The 17,208-nt window shown below is 53.7% G+C and carries 20 protein-coding genes; 4 read left to right on the top strand and 16 right to left on the bottom strand.

From position 1 onward, the window contains the following. The first annotated feature begins 160 nt into the window (after positions 1–160). From KP80_RS23355 to KP80_RS20210, 3 genes are all read left to right on the top strand, one after another. Positions 161–391: a hypothetical protein gene (locus KP80_RS23355; protein WP_072129176.1), complete on the top strand. Its 231-nt coding sequence runs from the start codon at positions 161–163 to the stop codon at positions 389–391. A gap of 16 nt (positions 392–407) precedes the next feature. Then, entirely contained in the window at positions 408–965 is a 558-nt protein-coding gene (locus KP80_RS20215; RefSeq protein ID WP_052285435.1) for a helix-turn-helix transcriptional regulator, read from the top strand. Positions 966–1,030: 65 nt separating this feature from the next. After that, positions 1,031–1,543, top strand: a complete 513-nt coding sequence (locus tag KP80_RS20210) for a GNAT family N-acetyltransferase (protein ID WP_052285434.1) — start codon at positions 1,031–1,033, stop codon at positions 1,541–1,543. A gap of 12 nt (positions 1,544–1,555) precedes the next feature. On the opposite strand, the gene hisP is transcribed toward KP80_RS20210, so the two are convergent. From hisP to pdxB, 15 genes are all read right to left on the bottom strand, one after another. Next, positions 1,556–2,329, bottom strand: coding sequence for a histidine ABC transporter ATP-binding protein HisP (gene hisP / locus KP80_RS20205; RefSeq protein ID WP_052285433.1), 774 nt, complete (start codon positions 2,327–2,329; stop codon positions 1,556–1,558). 7 nt (positions 2,330–2,336) lie between these two features. Beyond that, positions 2,337–3,053, bottom strand: a complete 717-nt coding sequence (locus KP80_RS20200) for an ABC transporter permease (RefSeq protein ID WP_052285432.1) — start codon at positions 3,051–3,053, stop codon at positions 2,337–2,339. After that, positions 3,050–3,736: a histidine ABC transporter permease HisQ gene (locus KP80_RS20195; protein WP_052285431.1), complete on the bottom strand. Its 687-nt coding sequence runs from the start codon at positions 3,734–3,736 to the stop codon at positions 3,050–3,052. Before KP80_RS20195 ends, KP80_RS20200 begins: the two co-directional genes overlap by 4 nt. 64 nt (positions 3,737–3,800) lie before the next feature. Next, positions 3,801–4,583 carry a histidine ABC transporter substrate-binding protein HisJ gene (hisJ, locus tag KP80_RS20190; protein ID WP_052285430.1) on the bottom strand — a complete coding sequence of 261 codons (783 nt, stop codon included), beginning with the start codon at positions 4,581–4,583 and terminating at the stop codon, positions 3,801–3,803. A gap of 222 nt (positions 4,584–4,805) precedes the next feature. Further along, entirely contained in the window at positions 4,806–5,588 is a 783-nt protein-coding gene (argT, locus tag KP80_RS20185) for a lysine/arginine/ornithine ABC transporter substrate-binding protein ArgT (RefSeq protein ID WP_052285429.1), read from the bottom strand. A 291-nt stretch (positions 5,589–5,879) separates the two neighbouring features. Then, entirely contained in the window at positions 5,880–6,449 is a 570-nt protein-coding gene (locus KP80_RS20180) for a UbiX family flavin prenyltransferase (protein ID WP_052285428.1), read from the bottom strand. 288 nt (positions 6,450–6,737) lie between these two features. Then, on the bottom strand, positions 6,738–8,255 hold the full coding sequence (gene purF, locus KP80_RS20175) for an amidophosphoribosyltransferase (protein WP_052285427.1): 1,518 nt from the start codon (positions 8,253–8,255) through the stop codon (positions 6,738–6,740). 33 nt (positions 8,256–8,288) lie between these two features. Continuing rightward, positions 8,289–8,777 carry a colicin V production protein gene (gene cvpA, locus KP80_RS20170; RefSeq protein WP_052285426.1) on the bottom strand — a complete coding sequence of 163 codons (489 nt, stop codon included), beginning with the start codon at positions 8,775–8,777 and terminating at the stop codon, positions 8,289–8,291. A 210-nt stretch (positions 8,778–8,987) separates the two neighbouring features. Then, positions 8,988–9,662 (bottom strand): cell division protein DedD, encoded by a 675-nt coding sequence (dedD, locus tag KP80_RS20165; protein ID WP_052285425.1) that lies wholly within the window; start codon positions 9,660–9,662, stop codon positions 8,988–8,990. Continuing rightward, positions 9,652–10,920 (bottom strand): bifunctional tetrahydrofolate synthase/dihydrofolate synthase, encoded by a 1,269-nt coding sequence (gene folC / locus KP80_RS20160; protein ID WP_052285448.1) that lies wholly within the window; start codon positions 10,918–10,920, stop codon positions 9,652–9,654. The genes dedD and folC overlap by 11 nt, the downstream gene beginning before the upstream one ends. 70 nt (positions 10,921–10,990) lie before the next feature. Continuing rightward, positions 10,991–11,905 (bottom strand): acetyl-CoA carboxylase, carboxyltransferase subunit beta, encoded by a 915-nt coding sequence (gene accD, locus KP80_RS20155; RefSeq protein ID WP_052285424.1) that lies wholly within the window; start codon positions 11,903–11,905, stop codon positions 10,991–10,993. Between the two features lie 196 nt (positions 11,906–12,101). After that, positions 12,102–12,761 carry a DedA family protein gene (locus KP80_RS20150; protein ID WP_052285423.1) on the bottom strand — a complete coding sequence of 220 codons (660 nt, stop codon included), beginning with the start codon at positions 12,759–12,761 and terminating at the stop codon, positions 12,102–12,104. Positions 12,762–12,786: 25 nt separating this feature from the next. Then, positions 12,787–13,599 (bottom strand): tRNA pseudouridine(38-40) synthase TruA, encoded by an 813-nt coding sequence (gene truA / locus KP80_RS20145; protein WP_052285422.1) that lies wholly within the window; start codon positions 13,597–13,599, stop codon positions 12,787–12,789. Further along, on the bottom strand, positions 13,599–14,612 hold the full coding sequence (locus KP80_RS20140; RefSeq protein WP_052285421.1) for an aspartate-semialdehyde dehydrogenase: 1,014 nt from the start codon (positions 14,610–14,612) through the stop codon (positions 13,599–13,601). Before KP80_RS20140 ends, truA begins: the two co-directional genes overlap by 1 nt. 64 nt (positions 14,613–14,676) lie before the next feature. Then, positions 14,677–15,804 (bottom strand): 4-phosphoerythronate dehydrogenase PdxB, encoded by a 1,128-nt coding sequence (gene pdxB, locus KP80_RS20135; RefSeq protein ID WP_052285420.1) that lies wholly within the window; start codon positions 15,802–15,804, stop codon positions 14,677–14,679. Positions 15,805–15,908: 104 nt separating this feature from the next. Here pdxB and flk point away from each other — a divergent pair, with 104 nt between their 5' ends. After that, entirely contained in the window at positions 15,909–16,925 is a 1,017-nt protein-coding gene (flk, locus tag KP80_RS20130; RefSeq protein WP_052285419.1) for a flagella biosynthesis regulator Flk, read from the top strand. Here the strand turns inward: flk and KP80_RS20125 are convergent. Beyond that, on the bottom strand, positions 16,914–17,208 hold a 295-nt coding region (locus tag KP80_RS20125; RefSeq protein WP_156315704.1), incomplete at its 5' end, for an HAD family hydrolase. The genes flk and KP80_RS20125 overlap by 12 nt on opposite strands.

The following is a 17,208-nucleotide window of genomic DNA, read 5'->3' as shown; positions in this document are numbered from 1 at the left end:
ACGTCCCGCATTTCAACTTTCAAACCAAATTGCCATTAATACGAACGTGATGTCGGTTCCAACACCTCTTTCCCTTCCTGCCATCACTGGCCTGCACAATAACCCACCCAAAGGATGTTGACATTCGTCAACACCCTATTGATACTACGCAGGACCGATGATGAAGGAACATCCAAATAAACATATCCGGGCAGCTATCGAATACGCGCTCGAACGCGGATGGTTATTTAGCCCTAGCGGCCATAGCGCCCACTGTTTCGGTCGCTTGAGGTGCGGGCTGGCAGAACACCGCGATCACATGATGAGCATCTGGTCGACGCCAGCGGTTCCCCTTCATCACGCGCGACAAAATATGCGAGTGGTTGACCGCTGCCAGCCAAAGCACTCATAGATTGGGAGATGGAACGATGCCGTTATTCAATTTCACGCTGACGATCTCCGGCGTCACTCGCCGCACGCCTCAGCTAGAAGACGCTCTGTTTAAAGCGCACTGCGATGATGCGCTTATCTGTTTTTATGGTACCGCGGTGTACCTCGATTTTGACCGTGAAAGCGACACGCTAGAGCACGCGATTTTGTCAGCTATTCAGGATGTTGAATCTGCTCCTGCACTTAATGCTCGCGTTGAATCCGTTGATTCTGTGCTGGTGGGGTTGAGCGATATCGCCGAGCTTACTGGCGTCTCCCGACAGGCTATCTCTTTACTCAAAGAGGGCGCTCGCGGCGCCGGGCAATTTCCCGGGCCGGTACAACGCCTTAAAGGCAGCTCACCGCTGTGGCGCTGGCAAACGGTTGTAGAGTGGCTGGTCAGCGAAGGCCGTCTGGATCCGCAATCACCCATGGCGACCCATGCCCGGACGCTGGATAGCCTAAATCTGGCGCTGCAGTTGCGCGCATCCAGGGAGAGCCAAACGGTGCTGGATTATTTTCACGGGTTAAGTCACTCGTCCCCTCTTCGTCGTTAACGTCCTGTAATTTAGATAATTCGGGTGCTAAGGTACTCTCTTTGGTTTCGTATACTGGCACTCTGATGGCACTGATTATCACGGCACGTTTACAGCTTTCTCCCTTTCATCAACACGACTGGCCTTTTTTCCTGGCACTTCGACAAAATCCTGACGTGATGCGCTTTATGGGCGAAGTCCTGGATGAAGCGGCAATTCGCGACGTGTTTGAGCAGCGCTGTAGGGAGCCGGGAATATTCGTTATTCGCGATAATAATGGCACCGCGCTTGGTGATATCGGTCTGCGAGTCAGCCACAAAAATCCCCATGAAGCCGACATCGGCTATGCGCTATTGCCGCAGGCTCAGGGACATGGATACGCCAGCGAAGCGCTCAATGCGCTTTGCGACTATGGCTTTAATACGCTTTCACTGTGGGCCATCAACGCGTGGGTTCTGGGGGATAATCACGGCTCGGCGCGACTGCTGGAAAAGCGGGGTTTTATTCGTACGCAAGTGCTGGAAAAAGCGTATCAGCTTAACGGCGAATACTATGACGACTGGGTGTATCGGCTGGAAAACGCCCCCACCGCGAAGTGAGGGCGTCTGAAGTTATTTCAGCGCTCCACTTAAGAACTGCTGCAGGCGCGCACTTTTAGGATTACCAAAGACTTCATCCGGTGCGCCTTCTTCCTCAATAATCCCCTGATGAAGGAAAATAACGTGCGTGGAAACATGACGAGCAAAGCCCATTTCATGCGTCACCACCACCATGGTTTTCCCTTCTTCTGCCAGCTGCTGCATGATGCGCAGCACTTCACCCACCAACTCAGGATCGAGTGCGGAAGTCGGCTCATCGAATAACAGTACCTCCGGCTCCATCGCCAGCGCACGGGCAATAGAAACGCGCTGCTGTTGGCCACCGGAGAGATGTACCGGATATTTATTCTGCTGACGTTCATCAATACCCACTTTCGCCAGGTATTTTATCGCCCGTTCGCGCGCATCGGCTTTGCTTAATCCCAGAACCTGAATAGGTGCTTCCATCACGTTCTCCAGCACCGTCATATGGCTCCAGAGGTTAAAGTGCTGGAAAACCATGGTCAGACGAGTGCGCAGCAAACGCAGTTGGTTTTTATCGGCGACCTTTAATTGACCGTCGGTATCACGCACCAGCCCAATGTTCTGCCCATTGACGACAATAGAGCCTTCACTTGGTTTTTCGAGAAAGTTGATACAGCGCAGGAAGGTACTTTTACCCGAGCCGGACGAGCCAATAATGCTGATAACATCACCGGCTTCAGCCTTAAGCGACACGCCCTTCAGCACTTCCTGCTCGCCGTAACGTTTGTGCAGGTCGATTACGTTAAGTTTTTTTTCAGACATCATATTCTCAGTGCGTAGAAGACGGTTTCATATGCTGCAACCAGCGTTTTTCCGCTTTGCGGAACAGGCTAATCAGCACGTAAGAAATTATTAAATACAGCACAGCCGCTATGCCAAAGGCAGTAAAAGGCTGGTAGGTGGCGGAGTTAATATCGCGCGCAATTTTCAGTAAATCAGGCACGGTGGCGGTAAATGCCAGCGCCGTTGAGTGCAGCATCAAAATCACTTCGTTGCTGTAAGCCGGCAAAGCAATACGCAGCGCCGAGGGCAAAATAATGCAGCGGTAAAGTTTGAATGACGAGAAACCGTAGGCGCGCGCCGCCTCTATCTCACCTGCCGGTACGGAGCGAATCGCGCCGGCAAAAATCTCGGTGGTGTAGGCACAGGTATTCAGCGTTAACGCCAGTACCGTACAATTTAAACCGCTGCGGAAAAAGGCGTTGAGCATCTCGGTGCCTTTCACGATTTCCAGCGTATACATCCCGGAATAAAACACCAACAGCTGCACATACAGCGGCGTACCGCGGAAAATATAGGTAAACAGCCACACCGGGAATTTAATGTATTTGTTGCTAGAGACGCGCGCTATGGCGAGGAACAGGGCCATGAAACCACCCATGACCACCGACAGTACCAGCAGCCATAGCGTAATGGCCACGCCGGTAAAACGATAGCCGTCGCTCCACAGCAGCGCTTTCCAGTATTCCTGAATAATTTCAATCACAGGTCAGCCCTCTTCACACCCACAGAATAGCGGCGTTCGAGCAGCAGCAACACGCCATTAGAAACGGTAGTAAACAGCAGATAAATTAATCCGCAGACGATGGCGAAATAGAACGGCTCCCAGGTGCTTTTACCCGCAAGTTGAGTGGCTTTAACCACATCCTCCAACCCGAGCAGCGACACCAGCGCGGTGGCCTTTAAAATCACCTGCCAGTTGTTGCCAATCCCCGGAAGCGCATAGCGCATCATGGCCGGGAACAAAATACGGCGGAAGGTTTGTGAGCTGGTAAAACCAAAGGCCGTCGCGGCTTCAATATGCCCTTTTGGCACAGCCATAAAGGCACCACGGAACGTTTCAGTAAAGTAGGCCCCATAGATAAACCCAAGGGTGATGATCCCGGCAATCATGGGGTCAATATCAAACTGTGACAACCCAAGTGCATCAGTGACCAGGTTGAGTGCCATCTGCAGCCCATAAAAAATCAGCAGCATCAGGACTAAGTCGGGCACCCCGCGAATCAACGTGGTGTAACCCTCAAAAATTAACGCCAGTACGCGATTTCGGGAGAGCTTGGCTCCCGCGCCGACCAGACCTATAAGCACGGCCAAAACCACTGAGCTGAGAGCCAGCTCAAGGGTAACAACGGCGCCCTGAAAAATAACCTGTGAAAACCCGTACAGCATGCTGCCAGTCCTGTCTTGACGCCCATCGCCCGGCAAACGCGAGGCGATGGGTTACTCGTGATGATTACTCGCCGTAAACGTTAAAATCGAAATACTTTTTCGCCAGCTTGTCGTAGGTGCCGTCGGCACGCATCTCAGCAAATGCCTTGTTCAGCGCGTTCAGCAGTTCAGTGTCGTCTTTACGCAGACCCATACCGGTACCTACGCCGAACAGCTTCTCATCTTTAATAGACGGGCCGCCGAACTGGTAGTCTTTACCGATAGGTTGTTTCAGGAAGCCTTCACTTGCCGCCACTTCGTCCTGGAATGCCGCATCAATACGACCGGCAGTCAGGTCAGAGTAGATATTGTCCTGTCCCTGGTAGGAGACGATTTCAATACCTTTCGGCGCCCAATGTTCGTTACCGTAAGTTTCCTGAGTGGTGCCCTGCAGCACGCCAACGCGCTTACCTTTCAGCGTGGCGAGATCCGGGGTCACTGGGGAGCCTTTTTTTACCACCAGACGGGAGTCGGCAGCATACAGTTTGTCGGTAAAGGCAATTTCCTGCTGACGTTTTTCAGTGATCGACAGTGATGACATGATGGCATCGATTTTCTTCGCTTTCAGCGAGGGGATCAGTGCGTCAAGCGGGTTCTCCACGAAGGTACATTGTGCCTGGATGCGCTTACACAGCTCTTTTGCCAGATCAATGTCAAAACCCACTAACTCACCCTTGGCATTTTTTGACTCGAATGGTGCATACGTTGGGTCAGTACCAATACGCACTTTTTGCGGGGTTGCTGCAAATGCGCTTGAAGCAGACGCAAGCGCTAAGACCAGAGAAAAAGATAACGCCAGTTTTTTCATATTATCCTCAACAGACAGTAATTCTTGTGGGTTTTTTAGAAATAATCTGAGCAGTTATCGTGCCATCTTTCGGCCTATCAAGGCAAAGCATTCTGCCCTGACTGATGGCTTTTTTCTCACTAAAAATGCTTAACTATGCAACCATGCGCGATTTTCGAGCAAAAAACGCACCACCATGGTGCATCGCTAAATCAATGCACCACGATGATACCTATGCCGCAGTTAGTCGCCGTAGACGTTGAAGTTGAAATACTTCTTCGCCATCTTGTCGTAGGTGCCGTCAGCACGCAGTTCCGCCAGCGCTTTATCAAACGCCGCTTTCAGCTCAACATCGTCTTTACGCAGACCCACGCCGGTGCCATCGCCAAAGTATTTTTTGTCTTTAACTGACGGGCCCGCGAACTCAAAATCTTTACCCGCAGGCTGCTTAAGGAAGCCTTCGCTGGCCGCTACTTCATCCTGGAACGCCGCGTCGAGGCGACCGGCTGCCATATCGGAGTAGATCAGATCCTGGTTTTGATACGCTACAACATCGATACCTTTGCTACGCCAGTTTTCATTGGCATAGGCTTCCTGAGTAGAACCCTGCAGCACGCCGATGTGTTTGCCTTTTAGCGCATCAAGAGCAGGCGTAATTTTCGAACCTTTGGCCGCGATCAGACGTGAGTCAGCCGCATACAGCTTGTTGGAGAAAGCGATTTCCTGCTGGCGTTTTTCGGTAATCGACAGCGAAGAGATGATGGCATCGATTTTCTTCGCTTTCAGCGACGGGATCAGCGCGTCAAAGTCGCTGCCTACCCAGGTACACTTGATGCTGGCACGCTTGCACATTTCATTACCCAGATCGATATCAAAACCGACAAAGTCGCCTTTGGCATCTTTCGAGGAGAACGGTGCATAGGTGGCATCAGTACCGATACGGATGCTCTGCGGCAATGCGGCAAATACGCTGGAGGCGCTGCTGAGACCCAGCAGCAAAGAGAGAGCCAGAACCGTCTTCTTCATACGTTCCCCTAATTAAATCGTGATGTTGTTAACTGCTCATAGTTATGTTGTGTGTGTCTGCAAAACCTTATTTGCATCTTCTGTGCCATCTTTTACGCCTGGAAAACCATGACGTTAAAAATGTTAATAAAAAGATAACAAAAGGTGATCATGAAGGAAGATATCAGCCACAGCGCATAAATCGAGCACAAATAGACAATCAGGATGATTAAATATCGAGGATTTGATCGGCGTTACAGAATTGCCCTGAAACAGGGCAATGTATACAGGGTGCACTTGGTTTGGGCGCGATCAGACACCGGTCCACCGGGTAAAGAGATCCTGGGGCAACTCGATATCGAAAAGATCGAGCACACGATTTACGGTCTGGTTTATCACATCATCCAGGGTTTGCGGACGATGATAAAACGCAGGCACCGGCGGCATAATAATCGCGCCGATTTCGGCAGCCTGGGTCATCAGACGCAGATGCCCAAGGTGCAGCGGGGTTTCTCGTACACACAGTACCAGCGGACGACGCTCTTTCAGCACCACATCGGCGGCGCGCGTCAACAGGCCGTCGGTATAGCTATTCACGATACCGGACAGCGTTTTGATTGAGCAAGGCAGGATCACCATCCCGGCGGTCTTATACGAACCTGATGAAATACTGGCACCGATATCACGAGCATCATGCACGACATCGGCCAACGCCTGTACTTCACGCAGCGAAAAGTCGGTTTCCAGCGCCAGCGTCTGCCGGGCGGCCTGGCTCATCACCAAATGTGTTTCCACATCTGGCAGGCTGCGGAGTACTTGCAGTAAGCGTACGCCGTAAATGGCGCCGCTCGCGCCAGAGATTCCAATGATGAGTCGTTTCACACAAACCGCCCTATTTCCATAATGAAGCAAACTTTGCCGGATTACGGCGTCAGACGCAACCGCAGGGGTTAATTATCGCTGTCAGTTTGGGTAAAGGTGTATACGTCTAAGCCCTACAGCGATAAAACGTCCGTATAGCGTTGATCATAGCCAGTCTGGGTGGAAGAAACAGGTCCGATCGTGGTTTATGAATACCTGGAAACAGGCCTTAGGAAAATGAAAATAGAGGTGGGGTCACCGGGACAAGAAAACCGGATGCGAGGTGATTCGCACCCGGCTTTTACTCACTTAACCTTCGTTATGCATCTCTAAATTCTCAACTTCGTTTTGCAGCAGCATCGCTTTGGCATCGTCGTTGCGCAGTGAGTCGAGGAAATCAAGATAGGTCTGGTCAACGTCTTTGGTGACGTACACACCGTTAAATACCGAGCATTCAAATTGTTGAATATCCGGATTCTCAGCGCGTACCGCATCAATCAGATCGTCAAGATCCTGGAAGATAAGACCGTCGGCACCAATGATCTGGCGAATCTCATCCACTTCACGCCCGTGAGCAATCAGCTCGGTGGCGGTTGGCATATCGATACCGTAGACGTTCGGGAAGCGAATTTCCGGTGCTGCAGAAGCCAGGTAGACCTTCTTCGCACCCGCTTCACGAGCCATTTCGATAATCTGCTCAGAAGTGGTGCCGCGCACGATGGAGTCATCCACCAGCAGCACGTTCTTACCGCGGAATTCGGCCCGGTTGGCGTTCAGCTTACGGCGTACGGATTTACGGCGCAGCTGCTGTCCCGGCATGATAAAGGTACGGCCAACGTAGCGGTTTTTCACAAAACCCTGACGGTACGGTTTATCCAGAATACGGGCAATTTCCAGCGCGATATCGCAGGAGGTTTCCGGAATCGGAATGACCACATCAATATCCAAATCTTCCCACTCGCGCGCAATTTTCTCGCCAAGCTTGGTGCCCATATTAACGCGAGCGCTGTAGACGGAAATTTTGTCGATGAAGGAGTCTGGGCGAGCAAAGTAGACGTACTCAAACAGGCATGGGTTGCTTACCGGATTATCAGCACACTGACGGGTAAACAGCTGCCCTTTCTCCGTGATATAGACCGCTTCGCCCGGCGCGACATCACGCAGGAATTCAAAGCCCAGCGTATCCAGCGCCACGCTTTCGGAAGCCACCATGTATTCGGTACGGCCATCGCCAACATCGCGTTTGCCCAGCACCAGCGGACGAATGCCGTTAGGGTCGCGGAAGGCGACCATACCGTGGCCGATAATCATTGCGACGCAGGCATAAGCCCCACGAATCTGGCGATTCGTTGCGGCGATAGCAGCAAAGATATTGTCGGCTTCCAGTGGGTAATGACGGAAGTTATCCAGCTCGCTGGCGAAAATATTGAGCAGGATTTCAGAATCAGAAGTGGTGTTGATGTGACGGCGTTTCTCTTCGAACAGCTTTTGACGTAACTCGTGCGCATTGGTCAGGTTGCCGTTGTGCGCAAGCGTAATACCGTACGGGGAGTTAACGTAGAAAGGCTGAGCTTCAGAGGCGCTGGAGCTGCCCGCCGTTGGGTAGCGCACATGGCCAATACCCATATTGCCCTGCATACGCTGCATGTGGCGGGCTTCAAAGACATCACTGACCATGCCGTTTGCCTTACGCAACCGGAAGCAGTTGTTGGCATCAATGGTGATGATGCCAGCGGCATCCTGTCCACGGTGCTGCAGCACCGTTAGCGCATCATAAATCGACTGGTTAACCGGCATGACACCGGCGATACCGACAATACCGCACATACGTCTTTTCCTCGTTAAGCAACGACCCAAAGCTTATACTTTGGGCAAGAAACTTGACGAGCTTTGGAGGTATTCAAAAAACCATCTGATAACCGGTGAAAAATAGGGAATAAACTGCGAATGCAGCCAATCATCGCTCTTCGCCATGCCGGTAAAGGTGTCGAGGAAGAACAAGATAGCGGCGATAATCAGCACCCCACGTAAAGCGCCAAAGCAGATCCCCAATACCCTATCCGTACCCGACAAACCGGTTTTTTCCACCAGTTGGCCTATCACGTAGTTGACGATAGCACCAACGATGAGCGTTACGATAAACAGCGCCGCAATCGCAATCCCGTTTCGAACCCGTTCATCTTCAAAGCCCGTAAACCAGACAGACAGTTCCGTGTAGTAATGGCTGGCAACGTAGAAGGCACAGCCCCAGGTTACCAACGATAAAGCTTCACGAACAAAGCCGCGGATAAGGCTCACTAAGCAAGAAAAGCCCAGCACCGCGATAATGGCATAATCAATCCAGACCATAAATGTCCCACGATTTTACGCCCTGTCATCCAGTTCGGGCGCATTCTAACAGAAAAAGAAAACGTTTGCGTAGGGATTTCCTTCCCTGGCGTAAATAAAAAATGGCGCTGAAAAAATATTCAACGCCACGGTTTCGGGCCTGCACCCACGGGCAAAAAGCATGCCCCTCATCCCGCTACGGGAAGGGTTTGGATGTCAGTTAATGCTGCATTAGTTAGGGGTATACCCCATCACCACACCGCTTAATCCCGACAGCTGTTTGAGCTCGCCAAGCGAACCTTTCAGCTTATCTTTTGAGGCTTCCGGGCCAACCAAAATACGCGTAATTTTACCCTGAACCGGCGTGGAAGGCGATGTGTATGCGCGATAACCTGCACCACGCAGGCTAGCAACAATCTCATTCACCTTATCGGCGTTCTTCAGCGCCCCCAACTGCACCACATAGGCTTTACCCACTGGCGCAGGCTGGGTTTCCGGCGCGGCTTTTGGCGGCGGCGTCACGGCAACCTGTTCGGTGACCGGCTGCGGTTTAGGCTTTGGCTTTTCAACCGGTTTCGGTTTTGGCAAATCGGCCGCTGGCGGGATTTGTTCAAGATCGCCGTTGCCATTAACGGCAAGACGGCTGGAGTCCAGCGATGGCGCCGCCGCATCACCGGCTCTGACTTCTTCCGCAGCACCTTCCGGCGGCTGCGCTGGCAGCGCCTGCGTTGCGGTTGGCAACATATCAGGCTCGTCGCGGTCGCCAGGCTTTGGCACCAGCGGAATAGCCGCAAACTCATCCTGATAATGTTTTTTTTGCCCGTCAAGAAGCCCAGGCAGCACGATAACGCCCAGGGCAACTAATACTATCGTCCCGACCAGACGGTTTTGAAACTTACTTGCCACCAGCTATCCCCGCGTCCAACTCTTCCATCACATGCGCCACCGTGTGGAACGAACCACACACTAGCACCGTATCATCAGGCGTCGCATCGGCCATTGCGGCACGCCATGCCTGTGCCACGGTGGCAAAAACGTCACCAGTCTGCAGATGTTCCCGCAGCTGTTCCGCCGTCGCCCCGCGCGGCCCTTCCAGCGGCGCGCAATACCAGTCGTCAACGACCTCTGCCAGACACGCCAGCGTACCAGCGATATCCTTATCATGCAGCATACCAATAACCGCTCGCACTCGCCCAGTTTTCGGCAGCGATTTGAGACGTCCGGCAAGGTAGGCCGCCGCATGCGGGTTATGTGCGACGTCTAAAATAACGCGCGGTTCAGTCTGGATGGTCTGGAAACGGCCTGGCAAAATCGCGTTAGCAATGCCATCACGGATAGCCTGTTCACTGACTGCAAGTCCGCTAGCCCGCAACGCTGCCAGCGCAGTCGCGGCATTAGGCTGTGGCACGTTCGGCAGCGGCAGATCCCGCATTTCGCCCAGCGCGTCACTGAATGTCCAGCTATCGACTTCAACCGTGTAGCGCCAGTCAACATCACGCTGACGCAGCAATGCGCCTTTTTCGCGCGCCACGTCGGCAATGGTATGCGGCATATCCGGCTCGCCGACAATGGCAGGACGTCCGCCACGGAAGACACCCGCCTTTTCACGACCGATGCTTTCGCGATCCGGCCCCAGCCAGTCGGTGTGATCCAGCGCGATGCTGGTCACCACGGCAACGTTAGCATCGACAATATTGGTGGCGTCCAAACGACCGCCCAGCCCCACTTCAAGAATAGCCACGTCCACTTTTGCCTGCTTAAACAACCACAGCGCGGAGAGCGTGCCATATTCAAAGTAGGTCAGAGAGGTTTCGCCGCGAGCTTGTTCAATCGCAGCAAAAGAGGCGGTGTGGTCGCTTTCGGTAAGCTCGGCACCCTGCACGCGCACGCGTTCGGTGTAGCGAACCAGGTGGGGAGAGCTGTAAACCCCGACAGTGTAACCTGCAGCCATCAGAATCGTTTCCAGCGTACGGCAGGTGGTGCCTTTGCCGTTCGTTCCGGCAACGGTAAACACGAACGGTGCTGGCTGGAGAACATCCAGTTGACCCGCGACCAGGCTAACCCGCGCTAATCCCAGATCGATAGTTTTTGAGTGGAGGTTTTCCAGATAAGAAAGCCACGTAGCCAGGGGCGACGTGGCCTGAGGAATAAGATGTTTTTCCATGGTGCCCGCAACTTTCAACGGTGAATAAAAGCAAAAAGGGCAGCGCCACCCGGCCCTGCCCTTTGCATTATCAGGCCTCTGGTTCCTGATCCGGTACCGGCGGTACCACCACGCTGTCGCGCGGCGCATCCGGATTCGGTGCCGGGAGATTCATCAGCTTAGCCAGAACGCTGGCCAGCTTCAGACGCATTTCTGGACGGCGTACAATCATATCGATTGCGCCCTTCTCGATGAGGAACTCACTGCGCTGGAAGCCCGGCGGCAGTTTCTCACGAACGGTCTGCTCGATAACGCGTGGACCGGCAAAGCCAATCAGCGCTTTCGGTTCTGCAATGTTCAGGTCACCCAGCATCGCAAAGCTTGCAGAAACACCGCCCATGGTTGGGTCGGTCAGCACGGAGATATACGGTAAACCACGCTCCTGCATTTTAGCCAGCGCAGCAGAGGTTTTCGCCATCTGCATCAGCGACATCAACGCTTCCTGCATACGTGCACCGCCGGAAGCGGAGAAGCAGATCAGCGGACAGTTATCTTCCAGCGCCTGCTCAACGGCACGGACAAAGCGCGCGCCCACCACGGAACCCATTGAGCCGCCCATAAAGGAGAACTCAAAGGCAGCGGCAACCACCGGCATGGTGTGCAGGGTGCCTTTCATGACCACCAGCGCGTCTTTCTCACCCGTCTCTTTCTGAGCGGATGCCAGTCGGTCTTTATACTTTTTAGAGTCACGGAACTTCAGCACGTCTTTCGGCTCAAGTTCACTTCCCAGCTCTACCAGGGACCCTTCATCTAACAAGCTATGCAGGCGATTACGCGCTGACATACGCATGTGGTGATCGCACTTTGGGCAAACCTCAAGGTTACGCTCCAGCTCTGCGCGATACAAAACCTGACCACAGCTATCGCACTTGGTCCATACCCCTTCCGGGATGCTCGCCTTGCGGGTAGGTGTGATGTTGCTTTTAATTCGTTCAATCCAGCTCATTGATAACCTTTCTGCCTGAACCTGGTCGATGCCAGTTTTGCCATTAAGGGGGCGCGCATAATGCCACTTTTGCCCCTCATAGACCATGAATGTTGCACATTAAAACATAACAGCCCGAAACTTGGCATAAAAAAGTGGTCGAACCGCGAAACATGCCGTTACGGGACACGGCTGAATCGTGTCCCTTGTGCTGCGTTTATTTTGCCTGTTTTGCTGCTGCGCGACGATGGCGAATCACTTCGATAACACCCGGTAATACCGAGAGAACGATAATCGCTACAATCAGCAGTTTCAGGTTTTCCTGCACAATCGGCAGATCGCCGAACAGATAGCCCGCGTAGGTAAACAGCAGCACCCACAGCAGCGCGCCGGTCACGTTATAGAACGCAAAATGACGATAGGACATATGGCCCATTCCCGCCACAAAAGGCGCAAATGTTCTGACGATAGGCACAAATCGCGCCAGAATAATGGTTTTTCCACCATGTTTATCGTAGAAGGCGTGAGTCTTATCCAGGTAGCTGCGGCGGAAAATTTTCGAGTTGGGGTTGCTGAACAGTTTTTCACCGAATAGCCGACCAATCGTATAGTTCACCGCATCGCCAGCAATCGCCGCAATCACCATCAGCAGCACCATCAGATGCACGTTGAGATCGTTGGTCGGCAGCGCAGAAAGCGCTCCGGCCACGAACAGCAGCGAGTCGCCAGGCAGGAATGGCGTAACCACCAGCCCCGTTTCGCAAAACAGGATCAGAAACAAAATGGCGTAAACCCAGACGCCGTATTGCGCGACCAGTTCAGCCAAATGCACATCAATATGCAGGATGAAATCAATTAAAAAACGGATAAGGTCCATATTGTTTTAGCCCCAAATGACTACATTAGTCCGCCAGGAAAAGCGGCCCCATCGGCACGGAAGGCAGGTCAAAGTGCGCGGGATAGTCTACCGCCACCAGGTACAGCCCTTCCGCTTTCGCCGTCGCCGCGGCAAGCGTCCTGTCTTTTGCCGCCAGCAGTTCTGCAATCCAGCTCTCCGGCTGGTTTCCTGAGCCAACTTCCATCAGGCTGCCAACAATATTCCTTACCATGTGATGCACAAAGGCATTCGCTTTGATGTCCACCACAATGTACGCACCGTAGCGAGTCACGTTGATGTGCATCAGATTGCGCCACGGCGTGCGCGACTGGCACTGCACCGCCCGAAATGAGGTGAAATCATTCTCACCCAGCAAACTTTGCGCCGCACGGTGCATCCGTTCGGCGTCCAGCGGCTGATGATAATGCGTCACCCCCTGGCCCAACACCGCCGGACGCAGCCGGTGGTTATAGATAATGTAGCGATAGCGGCGTGCCGTTGCGCTAAAACGCGCATGGAAATCGTCGGGTACAGCTTTCACCCAACGAACTGCGATGTCACCAGGCAAATTCGCATTTACGCCTAATGTCCATGCAGCATCTTTACGCGCAGCATGGGTTTCGAAATGCACAACCTGGCCAGTCCCGTGAACGCCGGAGTCGGTACGTCCGGCGCAAAACACGTTAATTGGCTCATTCGCGACCTGCGATAGCGCTTTTTCAAGCTTCTCCTGCACGCTGCGCACTTCATTTTGCCGCTGCCAGCCGTAATATTTGCTGCCGTCATATTCAATGCCCAGAGCGATACGGTAGACCGGCGGTTGCTGCATTTCGGACATTAGTACATATACTCCTGCACCAGCTTCTCAGCCGTTTTTACTGCCATCAGTGCCCCGCCGAAACGAACGTTATCGGCCACGGACCAGAACTGAATCTGCTCCGGCATGCCATAATCGTTACGCACGCAAGCCACAGAAAGATGAGTGCTACCGGTGGCATCGCCAACCTGAGTAGGGAATTCATTTTCTTCCGACAAGACGATATCTTCACCGCGAGAAAGCGCGTCACGTGCTTCTTCCGCCGCCAGTGGGCGCATCGCTTCAAAGGAAACCATCTGCGCGTGGCCATAGAAGACCGGCGTTTGAACGCAGCTGGCGGAAATCATCAGGCCATCGTCCTGCAGGACTTTACGCACCTGATCGACAATACGACGCTCGTCGCGCACGCTGCCTTCACGGTCCGGCAGCATTGGCAGCATGTTGAACGCCAGCTGGCGGCCAAAGAAGTCATCTTCATCAATAGGAATACCGTTCAACAGTTTGGCGCTCTGCCCAGCCAGCGCATCGACCGCTTTCTTACCGTGTGCGGAAGCAGAGATAAGGCTGGTGACGTTGATGCGTGACAGGCCGCCTTCATCGATCAGCGGTTTCAGCGCGCTCAGCAACTGGCAGGTCTGGCTATCGGCAACGGCAACCAGGTTGCGGTTACGGTAATCCGCCAACGCGGACGGGTTAACGTCCGGCACCACCAGCGGGACGTCCGGCTCCAGCGCAAACAGGCCGCTGAGGTCGATAATCAGACAACCCGCGTTGCTCGCCTCTTCGACGTAAGTGGCGGTCGCTTCCTGGCCGGCCACAAAGAATGCCAGCTGCGCCTGAGTCCAGTCGAACTCCGCCGCGTCCTGCACCATTACCGATTTACCATTAAAACGCAGATGCTCACCGGCACTTTCGTTGCGCGCCAGCGCATAGATATCACCCACCGGGAATTGACGTTCAGCAAGGGTTTCAATCAGGGCTTCGCCTACGGCGCCGGTTGCGCCCAGGATGGCAATATTCCAGCCTTCAGACATGGTGATTTACTCCAGAAAAAATGGCGACCCTGCCGGAGTATCCGACAGGGGCATTAAGAAGACATTAACGATGTACGGCGTTAAACCCGATTTGCAGCAGCAGCGCGGCGACATTTGCGTCGTCACACTCAACGGTAAGTGAAGACCATTCGCGGCGCTCAAGATAATTCTTACGCAGCTTGTCAAATTCGCCCGGGATCCCCGCCACTTTTCGCAGCGGCGCGTCATCGCGGCGCACATCATACACTAAATGCACCAGTCTTTTCAGCGTTGGCTGATCGAGCGGCCCATGCAGGCTAATACGACCGAATTCCGGTGCAGGCAGCAGCGATGAAAGTGCAACTTCCTGCGGCTGGCCAATGAACTGGCTATAAGCTTCAAACACCTGAGTAGTCCCGCGCGCTTTCCCCTCGAGGGTATAACCGGCGATATGAGATGTCCCCAGATCAACTTTATCCAGCAGAGCGAGATTAAGATCGGGTTCGGGTTCCCAGACGTCCAGCACCACGCTCAGATCCTGTCCTTCCTCCAGACAGGTAAGCAGCGCTGCGTTATCGACTACCGGGCCACGGCAGGCATTAATTAAAATGGTTCCCGGTTTCAGACGACGAATCAGTGCCTCATCCGCCAGATGTAGCGATTTGTACGGCCCTTCTTTATACAGCGGCGTATGGAAGGTCAGCACATCGGCTTGAGCCACCAACTCGTCAAGCGATCTAAAGTCACCGGCATCGCCGTTATCGGCACGCGGCGGATCGCACAGCAGCGTTTTAATCCCTAACGCTTCCAGGCGTTTTTGCAGACGACCACCGACATTACCGACGCCCACAATACCGACGGTGCGATCGGTCAAGGCGAAGCCGTCGCGTTCAGCCAACATCAGTAGCGCGGAAAAGACATATTCAACCACCGCAATTGCGTTGCAGCCAGGAGCGGCAGAGAAACCGATACCGGCCTGTTGCAGCCACGCTTGATCAACATGGTCGGTGCCCGCTGTCGCGGTGCCAACAAACTTAATCGCTTTGTCGCCAAGCAGCGCTTCATTGACCTTCGTGACGGAACGCACCATCAGCGCATCGGCATCAGTTAACGCTTCCATCGGGATCGGACGGCCTGGAACAGCCCTGACTTCACCCAAACGGCTGAAAAGCTCGCGGGCATAGGGCATATTTTCATCAACAAGGATTTTCACGATTAGTACCTGTCTGAGAACGAGAGTAAACCGGGGAAGTGTGCCATAATCTCGCCGCCAGGCATACTTGCGCCCGGCATTAAGTAATACGGAAAGGATGAATCATGACGCAACCCATTTCAGGTATGCCCGCGCGCCCTCCGGGGACCGGCACCACTCCCCTCTCCCCGGCAGGAGAACAGCCGCTGAGTACCCAGCAACGTACGGTGCTGGAACGGCTTATTACGCGATTAATCGCGATGACTTCACAGCAAAGTGCCGAAGTATGGGCAGGGGTTAAACACGATCTGGGCTTGAAGAATGACACGCCGCTGCAGGCGCGCCACTTTCCCGCCGCTGAACAGAACCTGAATCAGCGCATCGGTAACGCCGAACAAAAGCTGAGCGTGCGTCAAACGTTGTCGCAGCTGACCGAACTGCTCGGCCAGGGCAATAATCGCCAGGCCGTCAGCGATTACATTCGTCAGCAGTTTGGGCAGACCGCGCTGAGCCAACTGACACCGCAGCAGCTGAAAAACGTTTTACAGTTGTTGCAGCAGGGTCAGCTGTCTATCCCACAGCCGCAGCAGCGTCCGGCAACCGATCGCCCTCTGCTACCGGCGGAACAAAACACGTTGAACCAGTTGGTCACCAAGGTCTCTGCCGCCACGGGTGATTCCAACAAGCTCATCTGGAAGTCGCTGATGGAGCTTTCTGGCGTGAAGTCGGGTGACCCGCTCCCCGCGAAACACTTTAACGCGCTGGTGACGCTGTTGCAGGCTCGGTTGACCTTAAGCACACATCCATCGCCGACGCTCAATACGCTGCAAGCTGCACTCAAACAGCCTATGGAGCCGCAAGAGTGGCAGTTAGTACGTGATTTTGCCCAGCAAAACTGGAATGGGACGCCGCAGACGGTGCTCACACCGGTACAAATTCAGGAACTGTTGACTCTGCTGTTCCTAAAACGCATTGAGCGTGAAAAAATCTCACAGGTTCATACACTGGAAGCCCGTGATGTACAGCCGATTTATGCACCATTCGTCCCGGTCATTACCTCACTGAAAACGCTGTCGGCACGTCCGGGGCTGGCATTTGTGGTGATCGTGGTGGTGTTCGCGCTACTTTGGCTACTGTTGTAGTTTCAGCACCTGTTCGATGGTGGTCATCACCGCATCATCATCGTTGTAACCGGTAATAAACCGCGCGGCCTGTTTGGTTTCCTCAAAGGCATTACGCATAGCGAAACTCCAGGCGGCGCGAGTCATCAGCTCAATATCGTTAAGACCGTCGCCAAAGACCATGGTCTCTTCTGCGCTGACCCCCAGCCTTTGCTGCAAGATCTCCACCGTGTGGCCCTTGTGCACGCCCACATCGGCAATATCAATCCACGCGTCTTCTGACACCACGATATACGCCCTGTCT

Source organism: Kluyvera genomosp. 1, assembly GCF_001266615.1.
GTDB lineage: Bacteria > Pseudomonadota > Gammaproteobacteria > Enterobacterales > Enterobacteriaceae > Kluyvera > Kluyvera cryocrescens_A.
Note: the sequence above shows the minus strand (reverse complement) of the source record. Positions and strands in the feature narration are given on the sequence as shown.

Bases quoted from the DNA above. Each gene is read 5' to 3' on its own strand.
- KP80_RS23355 (WP_072129176.1), top strand. From the start codon at position 161: ATGAAGGAACATCCAAATAAACATATCCGGGCAGCTATCGAATACGCG.
- KP80_RS20215 (WP_052285435.1), top strand. From the start codon at position 408: ATGCCGTTATTCAATTTCACGCTGACGATCTCCGGCGTCACTCGCCGC.
- KP80_RS20210 (WP_052285434.1), top strand. From the start codon at position 1,031: ATGGCACTGATTATCACGGCACGTTTACAGCTTTCTCCCTTTCATCAA.
- hisP (WP_052285433.1), bottom strand. From the start codon at position 2,329: ATGTCTGAAAAAAAACTTAACGTAATCGACCTGCACAAACGTTACGGC.
- KP80_RS20195 (WP_052285431.1), bottom strand. From the start codon at position 3,736: ATGCTGTACGGGTTTTCACAGGTTATTTTTCAGGGCGCCGTTGTTACC.
- hisJ (WP_052285430.1), bottom strand. From the start codon at position 4,583: ATGAAAAAACTGGCGTTATCTTTTTCTCTGGTCTTAGCGCTTGCGTCT.
- argT (WP_052285429.1), bottom strand. From the start codon at position 5,588: ATGAAGAAGACGGTTCTGGCTCTCTCTTTGCTGCTGGGTCTCAGCAGC.
- purF (WP_052285427.1), bottom strand. From the start codon at position 8,255: ATGTGCGGTATTGTCGGTATCGCCGGTGTCATGCCGGTTAACCAGTCG.
- cvpA (WP_052285426.1), bottom strand. From the start codon at position 8,777: ATGGTCTGGATTGATTATGCCATTATCGCGGTGCTGGGCTTTTCTTGC.
- folC (WP_052285448.1), bottom strand. From the start codon at position 10,920: ATGGAAAAACATCTTATTCCTCAGGCCACGTCGCCCCTGGCTACGTGG.
- accD (WP_052285424.1), bottom strand. From the start codon at position 11,905: ATGAGCTGGATTGAACGAATTAAAAGCAACATCACACCTACCCGCAAG.
- KP80_RS20150 (WP_052285423.1), bottom strand. From the start codon at position 12,761: ATGGACCTTATCCGTTTTTTAATTGATTTCATCCTGCATATTGATGTG.
- truA (WP_052285422.1), bottom strand. From the start codon at position 13,599: ATGTCCGAAATGCAGCAACCGCCGGTCTACCGTATCGCTCTGGGCATT.
- KP80_RS20140 (WP_052285421.1), bottom strand. From the start codon at position 14,612: ATGTCTGAAGGCTGGAATATTGCCATCCTGGGCGCAACCGGCGCCGTA.
- flk (WP_052285419.1), top strand. From the start codon at position 15,909: ATGACGCAACCCATTTCAGGTATGCCCGCGCGCCCTCCGGGGACCGGC.